The organism is Streptomyces sp. NBRC 109706 (genome assembly GCF_000974485.1).
Classification (GTDB): domain Bacteria; phylum Actinomycetota; class Actinomycetes; order Streptomycetales; family Streptomycetaceae; genus Streptomyces.
This window is the reverse complement of sequence record NZ_BBOM01000006.1, coordinates 530,272-547,815: the sequence shown is the minus strand read 5'-3', so window position 1 is coordinate 547,815 and position 17,544 is coordinate 530,272. Positions and strand designations below refer to the sequence as shown.

Sequence of the window (17,544 nt, the reverse complement as noted above, 5' to 3'; positions counted from 1 at the left end):
GTGGAAATGCGCCGGTCCAAGCCTCACAGGGCATCGAGTCCCTCGCACGTTAACCCGCTCGACGGGTTCACGGGAAGGCGTGGGCGCCGCTCCTGTGGAAAACTGACAAGGTGCCCGAAAACGCAGAAGACGGTGTGATTACCGTGTTTCTCCTGGACGACCACGAGGTCGTCCGACGCGGTGTGCACGAGCTGTTGGCGATGGAGCCCGATATCGAGGTGGTCGGCGAGGCCGGCACGGCGGCCGAGGCGCTGGCCCGCATTCCGGCCGCCCACCCCCAGGTCGCGGTGCTGGACGTGCGGCTGCCCGACGGCAGCGGAGTCGAGGTCTGCCGGGAGATCCGCTCCCTCGACGACCGGGTGAGATGTCTGATGCTCACCTCCTACGCGGACGACGAGGCGCTGTTCGACGCCATCATGGCCGGCGCCTCCGGCTATGTCCTCAAGGCCATTCGGGGCAACGAACTGCTCTCCGCCGTGCGCGATGTGGCGGCCGGGAAATCCCTGCTGGACCCGGACGCCACTCGGCGGGTGCTGGAGAAGCTGCGCGGCGGCGAGTCGGGCGAACGCGACGAGCGCGAGGAACAGCTGGAGCGGCTGACCGACCAGGAACGCCGCATTCTCACGCTGATCGGCGACGGCCTCACCAACCGCGCCATCGGCCAGGAGCTGCATCTCGCGGAGAAGACCATCAAGAACTATGTCTCCAGCCTGCTCTCCAAGCTGGGCATGGAACGCAGGTCCCAGGCCGCCGCCTATGTCGCCCGGCTCCAGGAGCAGAAGCGACGCTGACGTCAGGGCGTGTGCACGGCGGCGTATCGGGGTGCGAGGCGGAGATAGGTGGCCTCCGGATGGCGCGCGTAGCGCGGCGCGGGCGGGAACGCGGAACGCGCGCCCCGCTCGGGGTCGGTGACCGAGACGATCCCGACCAGCTGGGCCTGCCAGGGCGCGGAGCCGGCGGCGTCCCCCTCGTGATGGGCCTCGTACGCCACCACCGTGCCGTCCAGCGGCAGCGCGGCGCCCCGCGCCGTCGGCACCCGGAGCAGCAGCTGGTCGCCGGTCACCAGATGGCTGGCGGGCAGCACCCAGGGCAGCGCCCGCACGGTGGCGGCGGCGCGCCCGTGCGGGACCCGGGGCAGCAGTCTGAGGGCATGGGCCAGCTCATGGGACATACCTTTCAGCCTGCCGCGCCCCGCCGCCCGCCACACCGGGCAGAAGGTCCCCTCTTTCCGGGTCTTCTCCCGGTCTTCCCCCGGTCTCCCCCGGGACCCTGGTCCCGTTGCCGCCGGGCGGGCGTCAGGCGCAGAACGCGTCCCTGACCGCCCGGGCGTGCCGGGTCCACCAGACCACCAGCGCGGACGCGGCCGGGAACTGGGGGTCGGCGCGGCCGTCCGCGCGCTCGTAGTGCCAGCGCAGCATCCAGAAGTCGTTCAGCCGCTCCCACCACACCCGGTGCACGGCCGCGGCCAGCTCGTCGGGGGAGGCGCCGGACGCCTCCCGGTAGGCCCGCGCATAGGCGCGGATCTTGCCCAGGGCGAGTCCGCCGTCCGGGCGGAGATAGAAGATGCAGGCGGCGCGGACGGCCTCCTCGGCGCGGGGCTGCACGCCGAGCCGGTCCCAGTCCACGATGGCGACGGGCTCCACCGGGCCCTCCGCCCGGTAGAGCAGGTTCAGCGGGTGGAAGTCGCCGTGCACCCAGCCCTCGGCCGGCACCTCGGCCGGGCCAGGGCGCAGATGGGCGTGGGTGCGCAGCAGCGCCCGGCGCTCCAACAGCCGGTGCTCGGCTAGCTCGTCGAAGCCGGTGCGGCGGGCGCGCGCCCTGATATGGGCCAGCAGCTGGTCGATCACCGCATGGGTCTCCAGCGGCGCCACGGCGGCCCGCTCCGCCGGTCCCGGCCTGGGGGAACGCCTTATCACCTGCTCAAGGGCGCCGTGCACCCGCCCGAGCAGGGCGCCGAGCCGGCGGCTCTCGGCCGGGCTGAGCTGGGCACCGTCCCGGTGCCTGCCCTCCACCCAGGGGTGCAGCGCGTAGCAGCGCCCCCGGTGCACCGCCACGGTGCGTCCCTCCCGGTCCGCCAGCGGCGGGGCGACGGGCAGGCCGAGATCGGCCAGCGCCGCGGTCGCCCGGTGCTGCCGGACCAGCGGGGCTATCGCCTCGGGATCACCGTCCAGATGGTGCTTGAGGAAGTACCGGCCCCTGGTGGTGGCCAGCCGGTAGCCGTGGTTGAGCAGACCCTCGGTGATCGGCTCGCAGCTCAGCGGCTCGCCGGCGCGGTAGTGGCCCAGCAGCTCGGTGAGGGTGTGCTTGGGGAGGGTGGGCCGGGTGGTGAGAAGCGGCATACCGGTCAGGGCGTGTTGCCACCCTCGCCGGGGCCGCTCACGTCCGCGCCGTCCGCGCCCCCGTTGTCGGCGCCGTTCGGGTTGCCCGGGTCGCCGGTGTTGTCGCCCGTGGCGCCCTCGGGGTCGCCGCCTTCCGTGGTGCCGCCGGCGTCCTCGTCCGGCGGGGTGGTGGGCGGCGTCTCGGGCTCGGTGGGGTCGTCGGGCTCCTCGGTCTCGGACGGGGGAGGCTCCTCCGTCTCGTCCGGGGACCCGCTGTCGCTCTCGGTCGGGCTGCCGCCCGGATCGCTCGGGTAGTAGCCGTCGTCCGTCGGCGGCTCGTAGGTGTCCTCGGGCTCGACCTCGTCCTCGTCGGTCTCCCGCTCCGTCTCCTCGGGCTCGTCGACCGGCGGTTCGGTGGTCTCGTTCGGGTCGGGCGGCGCCTCGCCGTCGGTGTCACGGTTGGCGGCGACCAGCACGCCGGTGCCGATGGCCACCACGGCGAGCAGGGCGAAGAGCACCATCTTGAGCCGGTTGGCCCGGCCGCGCCTGGCGGCGGCGCTCTCCTCGTCGGACGGATCGCCGGCCGGGTCGCCGAGCAGCAGCGGCGCGGTGAGATGGCCGGTGGGCGGGGTGTTGGCCCGGCCGGCCTGGGTGACGGCCTGGGTGCCCATCGGCGGGGTGCTGGACGGGGCGACGGAGCCGGTGTTCCACAGGCCGCCGGTGTGACCGCCGTGCTCCTCCAGCATCCGGGCCGCGTACTGCACCAGACCGCGCATCTCCTCCGCGGTCTGGAACCGGTCGTCCGGGTCCTTCGCCAGCGAGCGCATCACCAGTCCGTCCAGCTCCGGCGGCGAGCCCGGGGTGACCTCGGACGGCAGCCTCGGCTGGTCCTGGACATGCTGGTAGACGACGGCCAGCGGGGTCTCGCCGACGAACGGCGGGCGCTGGGCGAGCAGTTCGTAGAGCAGACAGCCGACCGCGTAGAGATCGGAGCGGGTGTCGACGGCCTTGCCCAGCGCCTGCTCGGGGGAGAGGTACTGGGGGGTGCCCATCACCATGCCGGTCTGGGTCATGGTCTGCCCGCCGCCGTGCAGCGCGCGGGCGATGCCGAAGTCCATCACCTTGACGCTGCCGGTCTCGGTGATGATCACGTTCGCCGGCTTGATGTCGCGGTGCACGATGCCGTGGTGGTGGCTGTAGGAAAGGGCCTCCAGCACTCCGGCGACGATCGCCAGCGCCTGCTCGGGCGGCGGCGGACCCTCGGAGTCGAACAGCAGCTCGCGGATGGTGTGGCCGTTGACCAGCTCCATGACGATATAGGGGACGACCTGACGGCCGACCTGCTCCTCGCCCGAGTCGTAGACGGCCACCACCGCATGGTGGTTGAGGCCGGCCACGGACTGTGCCTCGCGGGTGAAGCGGGCCTTGGAGATGGGGTCCTGCGCCAGATCGGAGCGGAGCAGCTTCACCGCCACCGGGCGGCCGAGACGCACGTCCTCGGCGGCGAAGACCTCGGCCATGCCGCCCTGGCCGAGACGGCCGGTGAGCCGATAGCGGCCCTCGCCGACCAACCCGTTGTTGCCCCACAGTTCCGGGGAGTCGGGCACCTGGTCGCCGGGCCGCTCCGACTCCTCGTCGCCGGAGCCGGCAGCGCCTCGCACCTGTGCCATCAGTCCTCGCCGTAGTCGCTGGATCGCTCAGCCATCAAACCCGTTCCGGGGTAGCGCTGACAAATTGAGCCCATCGCCGCCGGTCACGGAACGGACAACGTGCTTGACGTCCCGGGGTGCTGGGGCAGACTGGGGTCGGAAAACAACGAGTTCGTATGATGCGCGGTGCGCACCCCCGTCCGAATGGGGCGGTGCGGGAGCAACAGTGACGCCGCCCTAGGGGGATCAGTCGGATGAGTGACCACGCGCAGCCGCCTGCCGACTTTCCCGGGCGCGCGGTGGGAGGCGGCCGGTACCAGCTGCGGAGCGTGCTCGGCACGGGCGGCATGGCCTCGGTCCACCTCGCCTACGACACCATGCTCGACCGGCAGGTCGCGATCAAGACCATGCACAGCGAGCTGGGCCGGGAGGACGCCTTCCGGGAGCGCTTCAAGCGCGAGGCCCAGTCGGTGGCCAAGCTGGCGCACACCAACATCGTCTCCGTCTTCGACACCGGCGAGGACCATCTGGACGGCGCGCAGGTGCCGTACATCGTGATGGAGTACGTCGAGGGCGGGCCGCTCCGCGACGAGTTGGAGGCGGATATCGCCGCCCATGGCGCGATGCCGGCCGACAAGGCGCTGCGGATCACCGCCGATGTGCTGGCGGCGCTGGACATCAGCCATGAGATGGGCCTGGTGCACCGCGACATCAAGCCGGGCAATGTGATGCTCACCCGCCGTGGCGTGGTGAAGGTCATGGACTTCGGCATCGCCAGGGCCATGCAGTCCGGGGTCACGGCGATGACCCAGACCGGCATGGTGGTGGGCACCCCGCAGTACCTCTCGCCCGAGCAGGCGCTGGGCCGGGGCGTCGATGCCAGGTCCGACCTCTACTCGGTGGGGGTGATGCTCTTCGAACTCCTCACCGGGCGGCTGCCGTTCGACGCGGACTCGCCGCTGGCAATCGCCTACGCGCATGTCCAGGAGGAGCCCCCGGCGCCCTCCTCGATCAACGCCTCGGTGCCGCCGGCGCTGGACGCGATCGTGGCCCAGGCCCTGCGGAAGAACCCCAACGAGCGGTTCCCCTCGGCCGAGGCGTTCCGCACCGCCTGTCTCCAGGTGGCCGGCACGCTGAGCGGCGCGGCGCCGATGATCAACCCCAACGCGCACACCCCGACCAACAGCGGTTCGGCCGTTTCGCAGGCGGTCTTCCCTCAGTTCGGCGCCCCGACGCCGGCCGCCGGAAGCACGCCTCCCTCGCCCTATGCGCCGACCCCGCACGCGCCGCCCGGCGGCGGCTACGGCTATCCCAACGCGGGCGCCCCGGCGACCCCGCCCCCCGGCCCGGGCGCCACCCCCGCGTACACGATGAACACGGGGCAGGGCGCGGGCGGTTCGGGCGATGGTGGCTCGGGCAAGGGCAGCAACACCTGGATGGTGGTGGTGGCGGCGGTGGCGGCCATCGCGCTGATCGCGACGATAGCCATCGTGGTGATCGTCAACGGCGGGGACGACAAGGACGACGACCCCCAGGCGGGCGGCTCCGGCGGCAGTCAGGGCACCGAGATAGAGCCGGAGCCGGGGGGCGACGGCGGCCAGGGCGAGGAGACCGAGCCCGCGCAGCGGCGTTATGTCGAGGGCGACCCGGAGAAGACGATCGAGACCAGCAAGTGCACCGGCGCCAACGACCACTGGAACCAGGACGAGCACGAGGGCGCGGTGATGATGCCGGACTTCTACGGCATCCACATCAACTCGGTCAAGGACTGTCTGCGCGCCGCGGGTTGGGCCTATGACGAGGATCTCGTCTACAAGGACGAGACGCTGAAGGGCGATGGCATGGTCGTCGCCCAGGAGCCCGAGGCGAACGAGCCCTACGACCCCGAAGAGGACGGCTTCTACATCCAGTTGGTCGTCTCCACCGGCCTTGAGCCGATCAACTGACCGCACGCCCGGTCGGGACGTCGACCCGCGCGTTCAACCGGCGCGGCAAGCGGGGCGTTTCACGTGAAACGCCCCGCCCGGCGAAGAGTGTCGTTCCCGCTCACCACGGGGTGGCGAGGCTGGCCAGAATGCGGTCGGCCAACGGTCGTTCCCCCTCGACCCGCACCTTCTCGGCGGCGCGTCTGCCGCGCAGCCGTCCGGTGACCACCCGGGTGAAGGTCTCCCAGTCCAGCGTGAAGGTGACCAACGGGCCCAGCGAGGGGCTGCTGTCGACCGCGCCATTGCCGTTCTCGTCGACCCGCACCGTGCGCAGGAACTCGACGGGGCCGCTCACATCGAAGACCACGGCCGACTTGACGGGCGCCCCCGCGTCCTCGGCGACCACCTTGGGCAGCCGCTGCAGCAGCACATCGCGGGCGATCAGCGCGGCCGGCGTGTCCAGCGTGGTGGGTTGGCCCAACGCGCGCCGCAAGTCCTGTTCGTGGACCCAGACATCACAGACCCGCAGCTCCAGATAGTCCGCCAGCGGGATCTTCCCGTACAGCGGATGGGAGATCAGATCCGAGGCGCCACGGCGCTCGTTCCGCAGCTGCCGGGAGCGGCGGATGATGGTGTACTCCAGCTCGCTGGTCATCTCGGGACCGGTGTGGTGCCGCCGCACATCGACCTGCACCTCGTTGTACCTGCTGGTCTCGTCGGTGACGTGGTAGAGGTCCCGGGGCAGGGTGTGGATCGGCCGGGGGTCGCCCAACGCCTCGCACTCGCCGCCGATCACATGCGACACCAGGTCGCGCACCGACCAACCGACGCGTTCGGTGGGGCGGTTCCACTCCCCGTCAACGAGCGAAGCCGCCAGCTCGGATATCGACTCGATGGACTGGGTCCAGGCATCGACAGACGGTTGCAGGCTCGAATGCACGGTCACGGGACCCCTCGTGGCGGTTTCGTCGCTGGCTGGGTGTTCACACGGTACGCCGCGCGGGCGTAGCCGGTGAATGGTTTCTGGAGACGAATCCTAGGGTGCCCAAGCCGCCCATAGCCACTGAAGGGGTGCGCCGGAGGCCGGGCGGCGACGCCGTGCAGTGCGCCACCCCCCGGCCCCGTAACCTCACCGTTGCGCACGAGTTTCACCAAATGGCGACGGGGCCTCGTCAGCACGGCCACAGGGCCCCGTCGCCGGCGGCGGCTCAGCTCTCCTCGGCGCCCTCGCCCAGAAACGCCGCCATGGCGTTGGCCAGCAGGAACGGGTCGTTGGCCGCGCAGAGTTCACGCGCCGAGTGCATCGAGAGGATGGCCGCGCCGATGTCCACCGTGGCGATGCCGTGGCGGGCCGCGGTGATCGGGCCGATGGTGGTGCCGCAGGGCATCGCGTTATTGGAGACAAAGGACTGCCAGGGCACCCCGGCACGCTCACAGGCGGCGGCGAAGACGGCCCGTCCGGCACCGTCCGTGGCATAGCGCTGGTTGACGTTGACCTTGAGGATCGGGCCACCGCCGGCGATCGGGTGGTGCCCGGGATCGTGCCGCTCGGGGTAGTTGGGGTGCACCGCGTGGCCGGTGTCCGAGGAGAGGCAGAACGAGGCCGCCAGCGCCCGCGCCTCCTCCTCCAGGCCGCCGCCCCTGGATCGCACCGAACGGGCCAACACGGAGCCCAGCAGGGGGCTTTCCGCACCGGTGTCGGACTGGCTGCCCGTCTCCTCGTGGTCGAACGCCGCCACCACCGGGATATGGCGCGGGGAACTCCCCGCGACCGAGCCGAGCGCGGCGACCGCCGCGTGCACGGAGAGCAGGTTGTCCAACCGGGGTGCCGCCAGAAGCTCGCGGTCCCGGCCGAGATAGGCCGGCGGCTCCACGCTGTGCGCCATCAGGTCGAATCCCAGCACCTCGCCGGGCGCGACCCCGACCTCGGCGGACAGGAACTCGATCAACTCGCCTTCCCTGGGCCCGCCCAGGCCCCAGATCGGCATCATGTGCCGCTGCCGGTCCAGCTTCAGGCCCTCGTTGACCTGCCGGTCCAGATGGACGGCGAGCTGGGGCACCCGGAGCAGCGGGCGGTCGACGCGCACCAGGACATGCCGGCCGTCGCGCAGCACCAGCCGCCCTGAGACGCCGAGGTCCCGGTCGAGCCAGGTGTTGAGCAGGGTGCCGCCGTAGATCTCCACGGCCAGCTGCTTCCAGCCCAGCGTGCCCGCGTCCGGATGCGGTTTGATCCGCAGGTTGGGGGAGTCGGTATGCGCTCCCACCACGCGGAACGGCGTGCTCGGCGCGGCGCCTTCGGGCACGTACCAGGCGATCAGCGCGCCGCCCCGCACCAGATAGCGGCCCCCGGCCGTGCCGTCGAACGGCGCCGCCTCCTCGACCTGCCGGAAGCCGGCCTTCTCCAGGCGCTGGGCGGCGCTCGCCACCGCGTGGTACGGGGAGGGGGAACCCGCCAGGAAGCCCATCAGCTCATCTGTGTGAGCCCGGTCGAAAGGAGCGTTCATATCCCTCAGCATACGAATGCCCCGCGCCGGCCCACCGGCCCCGCCCCCGCACGGGCCCCGACGGGCGTCGCCCCGCTCCACGGGGGAGGAGCGGGGCGACGGGCCAGGAGGGGGACGGGACGGCTCAGAAGGCGGCCTCGTCCAGATCCATCAGGGAGAGGTCGGTGCCCTCGGCGATGCCCCGGGCGACCGCGACCGACGGCAGCACCGTGGCGGCGAAGTGCCGGGCCGCCGCGATCTTGCCCTGGTAGAACGGGATGTCCTTGGCCGAGGCCGAGGGCAGCTTGGCCGCCGCGACCGCGGCACCGCGCAGCAGCAGGTAACCGACGATCACATCGCCGGAGACCAGCAGCAGCGAGGTGGTGTTGAGGCCGACCTTGTAGAGCGAGCGGACATCCTTCTCGGTGGCCGCCAACTCCGTGAGGAGAACGCCGACCAGGGCCTCAAGCTCGGACGCCGCGCGCCCCAGCTGCTCCCTGGCGGCGGCCAGCTCCTCGCCGCCCGGGGCCTCGGCGAGGAACTTCTTGATCTCCTCGGCGACCCCGCTGAGCGCCACGCCCTGGTTGCGGACGATCTTGCGGAAGAAGAAGTCCTGGCCCTGGATCGCCGTGGTGCCCTCGTAGAGGGTGTCGATCTTGGCGTCCCTGATGTACTGCTCGATCGGGTACTCCTGGAGGTACCCGGAGCCGCCGAGGGTCTGCAGGGCCTCGGCCAGCTGCTGGTACGAGCGCTCCGAGCCATAGCCCTTGACGATCGGCAGCAGCAGGTCGTTCAGCGCGTTCTCCGCGCTGGTGTCCTCGCCGGCGGCCTCCTTGACGACGATCTCGTCCTGCACGCTGGCGGTGTAGAGGACCAGCGAACGCATGCCCTCGGCGTACGCCTTCTGCGTCATCAACGAGCGGCGCACATCCGGGTGGTGGGTGATCGTGACGCGCGGGGCGGTCTTGTCGGTGAACTGCGTGAGATCCGCGCCCTGCACCCGCTCCTTGGCGTACTCAAGGGCGTTGAGGTAGCCGGTGGAGAGGGTGGCGATGGCCTTGGTGCCCACCATCATCCGGGCCAGCTCGATGACCTTGAACATCTGACGGATGCCGTCGTGCTTCTCGCCGAGCAGCCAGCCCTTGGCCGGATGGTTGGCGCCGAAGGTGACCTCGCAGGTGTTGGAGACCTTCAGGCCCATCTTGTGCTCGACATTGGTGGCGTAGACGCCGTTGCGCTCGCCCAACTCGCCGGTGTCCCAGTCGAAGTCGTACTTGGGCACCACGAAGAGGGAGAGGCCCTTGGTGCCGGGGCCGTGGCCCTCGGGGCGGGCCAGCACCAGATGGATGATGTTCTCGGTGAGGTCGTGCTCGCCCGAGGTGATGAAGCGCTTGACGCCCTCGATATGCCAGGTGCCGTCGTCCTGGCGGATCGCCTTGGTGCGCCCGGCGCCCACATCGGAGCCGGCGTCCGGCTCGGTGAGGACCATGGTGGAGGACCACTCGCGGTCCACCATCAGCCGGGCGATCTTGCGCTGCTCCTCGGTGCCCTCGTCGTAGACGACGCGGCCGAAGCTGGGGCCGGAGGCGTACATCCAGATGGCCGGGTTGGAGCCGAGGACGTTCTCGCCGGCGGCCCACACCAGGGAGCGCGGCGCGTTCATCCCGCCCAGCTCCTCGCCGATGCCCATCCGCCACCACTCGGCGTCCATATAGGCGCGGTAGGAGCGACGGAACGTCTCGGGGACGGGCGCCGTGTTGGTCGTGGGGTCGAACACCGGCGGATTGCGGTCCGCGTCGGCGAAGGACTCGGCAAGCTCGTTCTCCGCGAGGCGAGTGATCTCGGCGAGCACGCTCCTCGCGGTGTCGGTGTCCGTCTCCGAGAACGGGCCGCTGCCATAGACGGCGTCCCTTCCCAGGACCTCGAACAGGTTGAACTCGATGTCGCGGAGATTGGACTTGTAGTGCCCCATGACGACGACTCCGTAGCTGGCGGTGGTACCGGTAAGTAACGCCATGATGCTACCCACTGGTAATAAGAAGCAAGCGGAAACCGGTCAAGTGTGAGTCAGTAGTCTTTCCGACATGTATGGCTACGACCAGCAGCCCGGCTATCCGGGACAGCAACCCTATGGTGCGCCTCAGCAGCCGGTCGCTGGCTACGGCGGCCAGAGCTACTACCCCGAGCAGCAGCAACAGCAGCCACCGCCCCCGGCCCAGGCCGGGCCGCCGGCGCCCCCGACGCTGGCGGACGCGCTGCGCGCCTACACCTCGGGCGCGATGTCGAGCGAGGAGTTCCACGACACCTTCCTCGCCGCCAAGATCTACTGCCCGCGCGGCGAGAACCCGGGGTTCCTGGCGCTCCACAACACCCAGCAGCCGGTGATCCCGCTGTTCACCTCGCTCAAGGAGCTGCGCCGCTACGCGGGCAAGGAGTCGCGCCACTTCACGGTGACCGGCGGCGAGGTGCTCGACCTGCTGCCGAGCGGCTACGGCTTCGCGCTGGACATGGAGGGCGAGCACCGGCTGGTGCTCGACGCCAAGTCGGTCGAGGAGATGGTCGAGTACACGATGCGCAGACTCTACGGCTGAGCCGAGGCCCACCCCCTCGACTAAAGTTGATTATTCAACTAACCTCGGACACACGTTCCCACCGGAACGCCGTTCGAGGAGGTTGTTTGCCATGCCTGCCATCACCGTCGAGAACACCCTGGCCCTGCCTCGCGTGGCCGCCCCCGCCGGCGCCGTGGCGCGCCCCGTGCTCGCCGTGACGACCGCCCCCACCGGCTACGAGGGCGAGGGCTTCCCCGTCCGCCGCGCCTTCGCCGGCATCAACTACCGCCACCTCGACCCGTTCATCATGATGGACCAGATGGGCGAGGTGGAATACGCCCCGGGTGAGCCCAAGGGGACCCCTTGGCATCCGCACCGCGGCTTCGAGACCGTCACCTACATCATCGACGGGATATTCGACCACCAGGACAGCCACGGCGGCGGCGGGACCATCACCAACGGCGACACCCAGTGGATGACCGCCGGCTCCGGACTGCTGCACATCGAGGCGCCGCCCGAGTCCCTGGTCATGTCCGGCGGCCTCTTCCACGGCATCCAGCTGTGGGTCAACCTGCCGGCCAGGGACAAGATGATGGCCCCCAAGTACCAGGACCTCCGCAGCACCAGCGTCGGCCTGCTCACGAGCCCCGACGGCGGCGCGCTGCTCCGCGTCATCGCCGGCGAACTCGACGGCCACGCCGGCCCCGGCGCCACCCACACCCCCATCACCCTCATCCACGCCACCCTCGCCCCCGGCGCCGAACTCACCCTCCCCTGGCGCGAGGACTTCAACGCCCTCGCCTACACCCTCGCCGGCCGCGGCACCGCAGGCCCCGACCGTCGCCCCATCCACACCGGCCAGACCGCCGTCTACGGCAAGGGCAACTCGATCACCATCCGCGCCGACGACCAACAGGACGCCCACACCCCCGACCTCGACGTCATCCTCCTCGGCGGCCAACCCATCCGCGAACCCATGGCCCACTACGGCCCCTTCGTCATGAACACCCGCGACGAACTCCAACAAGCCTTCGAGGACTTCCAAAAGGGCCGCCTCGGCACCGTTCCCACCGTCCACGGCATGAACGCGGAGGGGCCGGCGCAGGGCTGAGACCACCGCTCAGTGATAGGCGGGGCGAACCGCCACGACTCGCCGCCCGCGATGTGCACGGCCGCATCGCGCACAAGGGAGAGAAGGCGCCGAGCCAGCGGTGGCGTGGCGAGCGCACGCACGCATGCACGCCTGGCGGAACGCCTTCTTCGACCTCGCGGACACGATCATCACCATCCGTAGCCTGATCCGCCAAGCCTGGACCACCCGCCGCTGGGACGAGCGCCCCGAGCGACGCCCATGAGCGCCCGCCCAGCTGCGCGACCTCCAAGGCTGTCCTGGTGAAAGTGCGTTCCTGCGGATAGTGAAAGCTCGACGAAAGCGGCGCCCCTCACACTGAGTCGTCAGCAGGCGCGGTGCGGGACGGCTGCCGCTCACCGCCCGGCGCATGCCCGTCGCGTGGAAGGAAGGTATGCCATGGAACGAGAGCTGGAGATCGAGGAGACCGAGGTCTACGAGGCCCCGGTGCTGGCCGAGGCCGGCGGCTACACCGAGATGACTCAGGGCGGGATCGGCCACTGGTGGGACTTCTCCGGGTTCCGCCCCCTCGTCTGACCTGATGGGTCATTCCGTGGGCGGACGCTGGTTCGTGGTCCTTCCGGACCACGAGGCGGCGTCCGCCGTCTTCGAGCGCGTCCGGAACACCGGCTGCCAGGTGGTCCGGCACGCCTCCGGACGTCCCTGGCTGGCCGGTTGCTGGGACGCATCCGCGGCACGCCTCGCCGAGGCGGGTGACGTGCGGCTCGCCGTCCTGGGGGTCAGCACGCTGGACACCGAGCGACTGCGCGGGCGCGCACGGGCCGTACGCGCCGTCTCCGATGTGGAGACGGCCGTCCGGGGGAGCGCGGGCGACCACTTCCTGCTCGCCTCGGTGGCGGGCCGGGTGTACGCCCGGGGTACGGCGTCCGGCAGCCGGCGGCTCCACCGCGCCGAGGTGGACGGCGTCACCGTCGTCGCGGACCGCGCCCGTACCCTCGCCCGGTTCACCGGGGCCGCGGTGGACCTCCGCCAGGTGGCCTCGCGGCTCGTCTCGGTGGCAACGCCTCCGTTCCCTCTCGATCAGGCGTCGTTCTTCGAGGGCGTCCGGGCCGTACCCCCGGGGCAGGCCGTCCTGCTGGAACGCGCGGGCGAAGCCGCCGAACGCCGCTGGTGGCAGCCCCCGGAGTCCGAACTCCCCCTCGCCGAGGGCGCGGAGGGCCTTCGAGAGGCCCTGCGCGCGGCGGTGCGCGCACGGGTGGCGCCCGGCCGGCGGTGGGCTGCCGACCTCTCCGGCGGTATGGACTCGACCTCGCTGTGCTTCCTGGCCGCGGAGGCGGGCGCGGAGCTGGTGACCCTGACACTGGACCCGGGTGCGCCGGGTGACGAGGACGTCGCCTACGCGCGCCGCGCCGCCGCCGGGCTCCCGTCCGACACCCCACACCTGGTCTTCGATGCCACCGAGCTGCCCTCGTACTACACCGGCCTCGACGAAGGCGAGCCGGAGGACGAGCCGACGCTGGGCATCCGCGACCGGGCCCAGCAGGAGCATCTGGCCGGTGTGGCGCACGCGTACGGGGTGACGCGGCGGCTGTGCGGACAGGGCGGGGACCAGCTGGTGATCCCGCCGCCCTCGTACCTGCACGATCTGCTGCGGCGCGAACCGCGGCGCGCGACACGCCAGTTGGCCGCCTACGCCGCCAAGGAGCGTTGGCCCCGCACGGCCACGGTCCGGGCACTGGCCGACCGGCGCCCGTTCGGGGCCTGGCTCACCGCCGAGGCCGGACGCGTCACGGGGGACCGCGGACCGGCCGGCGATGTCAGGCTCGGCTGGGGCCTGGCGATGTCCCTCCCGCACTGGGCCACGGACCAGGCACGGGAGTCGACCGCCGGGCTGCTGCGCGAGGCGGCCACCCGCACCCAGCCGCTGGCGGACACCCGCGGGAGGCACCTGTGGCTGTACATGGCCCAGCAGTCCGGACGGGTCGCCTTGCTCTACGACCGCCTGGGCATCGCGCTGGACATGCCCTTCTGCGACGACGCCATCCTCGAAGCCTGCCTGCGGGTGCGACCGCACGAGGCCACGACCCCCTGGGCGTACAAGCCGCTGCTGGCCACCGCCATGCGCGGGATCGTCCCGCAGCCACTGCTGGACCGCACCACGAAGGGAAACGCCACCCCGGAGTGGCATCGGGGCATGCGGGTTCACCGGCGCACCCTCGCCGGCTGGCTGGAGGACTCGCGTCTGGTCGCCGCCGGGCTGGCCGAGCCACGCGCCCTGGCCCGCGCCTGGCTCAGCCCCGGCACGCTGCCCGCCCACGAGGGTCCCCCCGCCGAGGCCTCGGTAACCCTCGAATCCTGGCTGCGCGCCCTCGAACGGCACCCCGCCCCGCGCTACCTGGAGGAGCACACCCATGAGCCCGAGCCCGCGACTGAGTCCTGATGTCGTCAGCTGCGACACCGAGGACGGCCTGGTCCTCCTGGACAGCCGCCGCGGCCGTTACTGGCAGCTCAACGCCACCGGCGCCGCCATCGTCCGCGGCCTGCTCGGCGGCGCCGCGGTGGAACGGATCGCCGCGGAACTCTCCCGGAAACAGCCCGTCACCGCGGACCGGGCGGCCGAGGACATCCGCACGCTCGTGGACCAGCTCACCCGCGCCCGGCTGATCGAGGCGGGGAACGCGTCGTGAGCCAGATCCTGGACATCTCCGGCGAACGCCCGTCCCTGCTCCGCCGCGTCCCCGTCCACCTGGTGGTGCTCGCGGCACGGCTGCTGGCACGCCAGCCCCCCAGGCGGATCGTCGCCGTCCTGCGCGTTCTACGGAACCGCGCGACCCCCGCGACCCACGAGGAGACACTGCGTGCCCGGAGCCATGTGACGACGACCTCCACCCGCTGCGCCGGCACGTACTGCCTCCAGCGCTCCCTGGCCACGGTGCTGCTGTGCCGGATGCGCGGCGTGTGGCCGACGTGGTGCAGCGGAGTCCGCACCCCGCCCTTCGCCGCCCACGCCTGGGTCGAAGCCGAACGCCGCCGCGTCGGCGAGCCCGACGAGGTGCACTCCTACCGCGTCCTGCTGAGCGTCCCCCCACTCGGCGAGCCGGAGCGGACGCCCTGACGGTCAGGGGCGGGCGGGAGCCGAGCAGATCGGCGAGGAGCGCCGCGCGGGAGCCGTCCGGGTCGGGGTCGACGCCGGGCTGTCGTCGCCCTGGCGGCAGGACTTCGACGCGCCGGCCCGTGTGCTCGCCGGACGGGGCGGCGCCGGGGCCGGGCGGCTCGGCCGGGTGCCGGGCGAGGACTGGGGGCGACGGCGGGCCGGGTCAGTCCCGGCCCGCCGTCGAGTGTTCGCCCAGCTCGAACCAGGTGGTCTTGCCGTCGCCGCGTGGATGGGCGCCCCAGGAGTCGGCCAGGGCCTCCATCAGCAGCAGGCCACGGCCGGACGACGCCAGCTCGCCCGGCTCCCTGCGGTGTGGCAGCTTGTCGCTGGCGTCGGTCACCTCGACGCGCAGCCGACGGTCCCCGACCACCCCGCTGACCTCGGCGACCATCAGCGCGTCCCCGTCGGTGTGGGTCAGCACGTTGGTGAGGATCTCGGAGAGCATCAGCGCCGCGCCGTGCACCACGTCGTGGTCCTTCCAGTCGTGCAGCAGACCGGTCAGCTGGCTGCGGGCCTGGGCGATCCTGGCCGGCTCCGACTGGCCCACGTTCAGCACGAAACGACGCACCGGGGTGCCGCCGCGCGGCACCTCGCGGCCGGTCTCCTCGCGGCGCAGCAGCAACAGCGCGATATCGTCCTCGTTCCCGTGGTGGCCGTCGTCCTGGCCCTCGTCCTCCGCGATGTGCACGGACTCGATCAGGCTGTCCGCCAGCTGTTCGAGGCCCGATCCCGGGAGTCCGGCGACGACGCGGCGGATCCGCTCCCAGCCGGCGTCGAGATCCCGTCTGCCCGTCTCCAACAGCCCGTCCGTGCAGAGCAGCAGCGTCTGTCCCGGCTGCAGGTTCACCCGGGTGACCGGGTAGTCCATGCTCAGGTCGACGCCGAGCGGCGGCCCGCCGTCCGTCGGGCGTGGCTGCATCGCGCCGTCGTCGAGGAGCAACGCGGGCTCGGGGTGGCCGGCGCGGGCCATGTCGAAGGTGCCGGAGCGGGGGTCGGCCTCGACATAGAGGCAGGTCGCGAACCTGCTGTCGCTGGGCGCCGAGGGCTGCTCGGGAACGTCCCGCTCGTCCGGGCCCAGGCCCTCGGGCGGTTGGGGGGTGAGCGCGGCGAGAAAGCGCGAGGCGCGGGTGAGCACCGCGTCCGGGTGGTGTCCCTCGGAGGCGTAGGCGCGCAGCGCGATCCGCAGCTGCGCCATCAGCGCGGCGGCCCGCACATCGTGGCCCTGGACGTCCCCGATGACCAGGGCCACCCGTCCCGACGGCAGCGGGATCACGTCGTACCAGTCGCCGCCCACCTGCAGTCCGGCGCCGGTGGGGACATAGCGGGCGGCGATCGCGAGGCCCGGCACCCTGGGCATGGGGCTGGGGCCCATGGCGTGCTGGAGGTCGGCCGACAGTTCGCGTTCGGTGTCGTTGAGGGTGGCCCGGGAGAGCGCCTGGGCGGCCATCCGCGCGATGCTGCTGAACGTGGCGCGTTCCTGCCAGCTGAACTCCAGCTGGTAGTCGAAGGCCGCCAGCCAGACGCCGATGGTGCGGCCGGCCACCACCAGCGGCAGATAGGCCCAGGAGCTGCGCTGCAGCGGGGCGATCACCGGCCAGATATGCGGATAGCGCTCGGCGTACTCCTCGGGCGAGGACACATAGACGGCGCGCCCGGTGCGGATCACCTCGACCGCCGGATAGTCGCTGTCCATCGGCATCGGGAAGCCCAGGGCGGTGAAGTCCAGCTCGCGGCCCTGGTACTCCAGCATCCGCAGATGGTCGCCCTGCCGATCGTAGACGGCGACGCCGTCCGGGGTGAAGCCCGGCATGGTGAGCGTGGCGACCACCCGCAGCACCTCGTGCACGCTGTTGGCCTCGGACAGCGCCTGTCCGGTGCGCAGGACGAAGGTCTCCCTGGCGCGGGTGGTCTCCCAGTCGCCGCCCAGCTCCCGCTGATCGGAGGGGGTGGCCTCGACCATGATGCCGACCAGGGACAACGAGCCCGCCCCTGGCGTCGGAGTGCCGCCGCTGGGGTCGATGGTGCGCACCCGGCTGCGGAGCCGGGCGAGCACCTCGTTGTCGGTGCCGACCAGCCGGAACTCGACCTCTCTGGCCTTGCCCGCCTCCTCCTCGTCGCTGGCCGCGAGGGCGACCACCCGTTCGATCACGGTGAAGTCCTCGACATGGATCCGGGCCCGGACGGTGGCCTCGGTCAGCACCACGGGCTCCCTGGCCAGCCCGAACAACTCGGCGGCGACGGCGTCCATGGTGACGACGCCCCTGGCGTCGTCCCAGGTCCACACCCCGACCCCGGCGGCGGCCAGCACGTCCTCGGTGCGCATATCTGCGAATCTATGCTGTTTCGTCGGGCTTCGCCGGGCTGGATACGCCG

The 17,544-nt window shown here is 71.7% G+C and carries 15 protein-coding genes and 1 pseudogene; 9 read left to right on the top strand and 7 right to left on the bottom strand.

Annotation, left to right across the window (positions count from 1 at the left end):
• Nucleotides 1-110 precede the first annotated feature (110 nt).
• Nucleotides 111-791, top strand: a complete 681-nt coding sequence (locus tag AOM46_RS12690; protein WP_062209942.1) for a response regulator transcription factor — start codon at nt 111-113, stop codon at nt 789-791.
• A 2-nt stretch (nt 792-793) separates the two neighbouring features.
• Here the strand turns inward: AOM46_RS12690 and AOM46_RS12685 are convergent, their stop codons facing one another.
• From AOM46_RS12685 to AOM46_RS12675, 3 genes are all read right to left on the bottom strand, one after another.
• Nucleotides 794-1,171 (bottom strand): hypothetical protein, encoded by a 378-nt coding sequence (locus AOM46_RS12685; protein WP_062209929.1) that lies wholly within the window; start codon nt 1,169-1,171, stop codon nt 794-796.
• Nucleotides 1,172-1,295: 124 nt separating this feature from the next.
• A complete protein-coding gene (locus AOM46_RS12680) occupies nt 1,296-2,339 on the bottom strand; it encodes a phosphotransferase (RefSeq protein WP_062209926.1) in 1,044 nt (347 codons plus the stop codon).
• Nucleotides 2,340-2,344: 5 nt separating this feature from the next.
• A complete protein-coding gene (locus tag AOM46_RS12675; protein ID WP_062209924.1) occupies nt 2,345-3,988 on the bottom strand; it encodes a protein kinase in 1,644 nt (547 codons plus the stop codon).
• 233 nt (nt 3,989-4,221) lie between these two features.
• Between AOM46_RS12675 and AOM46_RS12670 the strand changes: the two genes are divergently transcribed.
• Nucleotides 4,222-5,913 (top strand): Stk1 family PASTA domain-containing Ser/Thr kinase, encoded by a 1,692-nt coding sequence (locus tag AOM46_RS12670; protein ID WP_062209921.1) that lies wholly within the window; start codon nt 4,222-4,224, stop codon nt 5,911-5,913.
• A 100-nt stretch (nt 5,914-6,013) separates the two neighbouring features.
• On the opposite strand, the gene AOM46_RS12665 is transcribed toward AOM46_RS12670, so the two are convergent.
• From AOM46_RS12665 to AOM46_RS12655, 3 genes are all read right to left on the bottom strand, one after another.
• Nucleotides 6,014-6,838, bottom strand: a complete 825-nt coding sequence (locus tag AOM46_RS12665; protein ID WP_062209919.1) for a maleylpyruvate isomerase family mycothiol-dependent enzyme — start codon at nt 6,836-6,838, stop codon at nt 6,014-6,016.
• Between the two features lie 262 nt (nt 6,839-7,100).
• Entirely contained in the window at nt 7,101-8,396 is a 1,296-nt protein-coding gene (locus tag AOM46_RS12660; protein ID WP_062209915.1) for a M18 family aminopeptidase, read from the bottom strand.
• Nucleotides 8,397-8,520: 124 nt separating this feature from the next.
• A complete protein-coding gene (locus AOM46_RS12655) occupies nt 8,521-10,347 on the bottom strand; it encodes an acyl-CoA dehydrogenase (RefSeq protein ID WP_062209912.1) in 1,827 nt (608 codons plus the stop codon).
• 112 nt (nt 10,348-10,459) lie between these two features.
• Here AOM46_RS12655 and AOM46_RS12650 point away from each other — a divergent pair, with 112 nt between their 5' ends.
• The 7 genes and pseudogenes from AOM46_RS12650 to AOM46_RS12630 all read left to right on the top strand — a co-directional run bounded on the left by AOM46_RS12650 (nt 10,460) and on the right by AOM46_RS12630 (nt 15,132).
• Nucleotides 10,460-10,966, top strand: a complete 507-nt coding sequence (locus tag AOM46_RS12650) for an SseB family protein (protein WP_062209909.1) — start codon at nt 10,460-10,462, stop codon at nt 10,964-10,966.
• Between the two features lie 91 nt (nt 10,967-11,057).
• Nucleotides 11,058-12,038 carry a pirin family protein gene (locus AOM46_RS12645; RefSeq protein ID WP_062209906.1) on the top strand — a complete coding sequence of 327 codons (981 nt, stop codon included), beginning with the start codon at nt 11,058-11,060 and terminating at the stop codon, nt 12,036-12,038.
• 38 nt (nt 12,039-12,076) lie between these two features.
• Nucleotides 12,077-12,282 (top strand): annotated as a pseudogene (locus AOM46_RS31945) (IS5/IS1182 family transposase); the annotation flags it as partial.
• A 173-nt stretch (nt 12,283-12,455) separates the two neighbouring features.
• Nucleotides 12,456-12,593: a lasso RiPP family leader peptide-containing protein gene (locus AOM46_RS33990; RefSeq protein ID WP_158920396.1), complete on the top strand. Its 138-nt coding sequence runs from the start codon at nt 12,456-12,458 to the stop codon at nt 12,591-12,593.
• A 4-nt stretch (nt 12,594-12,597) separates the two neighbouring features.
• Nucleotides 12,598-14,457, top strand: coding sequence for an asparagine synthase-related protein (locus tag AOM46_RS12640; protein ID WP_078856750.1), 1,860 nt, complete (start codon nt 12,598-12,600; stop codon nt 14,455-14,457).
• Nucleotides 14,429-14,704 carry a lasso peptide biosynthesis PqqD family chaperone gene (locus tag AOM46_RS12635; RefSeq protein ID WP_062209901.1) on the top strand — a complete coding sequence of 92 codons (276 nt, stop codon included), beginning with the start codon at nt 14,429-14,431 and terminating at the stop codon, nt 14,702-14,704. The genes AOM46_RS12640 and AOM46_RS12635 overlap by 29 nt, the downstream gene beginning before the upstream one ends.
• Nucleotides 14,701-15,132 (top strand): lasso peptide biosynthesis B2 protein, encoded by a 432-nt coding sequence (locus AOM46_RS12630; RefSeq protein WP_062209898.1) that lies wholly within the window; start codon nt 14,701-14,703, stop codon nt 15,130-15,132. The genes AOM46_RS12635 and AOM46_RS12630 overlap by 4 nt, the downstream gene beginning before the upstream one ends.
• 202 nt (nt 15,133-15,334) lie before the next feature.
• On the opposite strand, the gene AOM46_RS12625 is transcribed toward AOM46_RS12630, so the two are convergent.
• Nucleotides 15,335-17,494 carry a SpoIIE family protein phosphatase gene (locus AOM46_RS12625; RefSeq protein WP_062209895.1) on the bottom strand — a complete coding sequence of 720 codons (2,160 nt, stop codon included), beginning with the start codon at nt 17,492-17,494 and terminating at the stop codon, nt 15,335-15,337.
• Between the last annotated feature and the right edge of the window lie 50 nt (nt 17,495-17,544).

Bases quoted from the DNA above. Each gene is read 5' to 3' on its own strand.
- AOM46_RS12685 (WP_062209929.1), bottom strand. From the start codon at position 1,171: ATGTCCCATGAGCTGGCCCATGCCCTCAGACTGCTGCCCCGGGTCCCG.
- AOM46_RS12680 (WP_062209926.1), bottom strand. From the start codon at position 2,339: ATGCCGCTTCTCACCACCCGGCCCACCCTCCCCAAGCACACCCTCACC.
- AOM46_RS12675 (WP_062209924.1), bottom strand. From the start codon at position 3,988: ATGGCACAGGTGCGAGGCGCTGCCGGCTCCGGCGACGAGGAGTCGGAG.
- AOM46_RS12670 (WP_062209921.1), top strand. From the start codon at position 4,222: ATGAGTGACCACGCGCAGCCGCCTGCCGACTTTCCCGGGCGCGCGGTG.
- AOM46_RS12660 (WP_062209915.1), bottom strand. From the start codon at position 8,396: ATGAACGCTCCTTTCGACCGGGCTCACACAGATGAGCTGATGGGCTTC.
- AOM46_RS12655 (WP_062209912.1), bottom strand. From the start codon at position 10,347: ATGGGGCACTACAAGTCCAATCTCCGCGACATCGAGTTCAACCTGTTC.
- AOM46_RS12650 (WP_062209909.1), top strand. From the start codon at position 10,460: ATGTATGGCTACGACCAGCAGCCCGGCTATCCGGGACAGCAACCCTAT.
- AOM46_RS12645 (WP_062209906.1), top strand. From the start codon at position 11,058: ATGCCTGCCATCACCGTCGAGAACACCCTGGCCCTGCCTCGCGTGGCC.
- AOM46_RS33990 (WP_158920396.1), top strand. From the start codon at position 12,456: ATGGAACGAGAGCTGGAGATCGAGGAGACCGAGGTCTACGAGGCCCCG.
- AOM46_RS12640 (WP_078856750.1), top strand. From the start codon at position 12,598: ATGGGTCATTCCGTGGGCGGACGCTGGTTCGTGGTCCTTCCGGACCAC.
- AOM46_RS12635 (WP_062209901.1), top strand. From the start codon at position 14,429: ATGAGCCCGAGCCCGCGACTGAGTCCTGATGTCGTCAGCTGCGACACC.
- AOM46_RS12625 (WP_062209895.1), bottom strand. From the start codon at position 17,494: ATGCGCACCGAGGACGTGCTGGCCGCCGCCGGGGTCGGGGTGTGGACC.